We start from the raw sequence: 915 nt of genomic DNA on the forward strand, positions 1-915 counted from the left end.
AACGTCAAGAACACGAGTTAATCAACAACCGCGAATTCGGGTTGCTGCACAACGCCGACCTCAAACAGCGCATCTACACACGCAACGGCCCACCAACTCCCGATGACCTCGACGAACTGCTGGCCACTGTATGGAAGGAGCCGGGATTTTTCTTGGCTCATCCCCGCACTATCGCCGCCTTCGGTCGGGAGTGCAACCGCCTTGGTGTCTACCCACAAAGCATCGACCTGGGCGGCCACCGGGTTCCTGCTTGGCGGGGCGTACCTATCTTTCCCTGCAACAAGATCCCCATTACCAATACCCGCACCAGTTCCATCCTCTTGCTCCGTACTGGTGTGGAAAAGCAAGGTGTCATTGGCTTACATCAAACTGGTATCCCCGACGAATACCAACCCAGCTTGTCCGTCCGATTCATGGGCATCAGCGAAAAGGCGATCATCTCTTACCTCGTCACCGCCTACTACTCCGCAGCTGTGCTTGTTCCTGACGCACTCGGCATTCTCGAAGATGTCGAAATCGGGCGTTAAGCATTCGTTGAGAGGTGAGGCGAAATGACTTTTGTCAATGAGAAATTTTGACAAAAGCGTTATAACCAGGACTTACGCAAAATTAGGAAAAAACGAACCACCAAGGACGCAAAGGTCGCAAAGGAATTAAGAGTTTCAGAGAGTTGTTGCGTAAGTCCTAATAACCTTAACCTCTCATCTATTACGTCGGACACTTTTGTTAGTAACTAGAGGATGAGGTAATGACCGACATTCCTTGATGGTACAAGCCTCCAGATTTATCTGTGGGATCAATCCAAAATCTAAAATTGAATGACAGAATCTATTGAGTTGAATTTGGATGTTGAGATTGGACAACCTCAACTGAGTTTAAGTACGGCTGCTGCGCGGAATTTGTCTACGACGACTA

The 915-nt window shown here is 49.1% G+C and carries 1 pseudogene; it reads left to right on the top strand.

The features are described 5' to 3' along the window. A pseudogene (locus tag HCR01_RS38025) lies at positions 1–527 on the top strand (Crp/Fnr family transcriptional regulator); the annotation flags it as partial. Positions 528–915: the final 388 nt, after the last annotated feature.

The organism is Nostoc sp. MG11 (assembly GCF_014904695.1).
GTDB lineage: Bacteria > Cyanobacteriota > Cyanobacteriia > Cyanobacteriales > Nostocaceae > Komarekiella.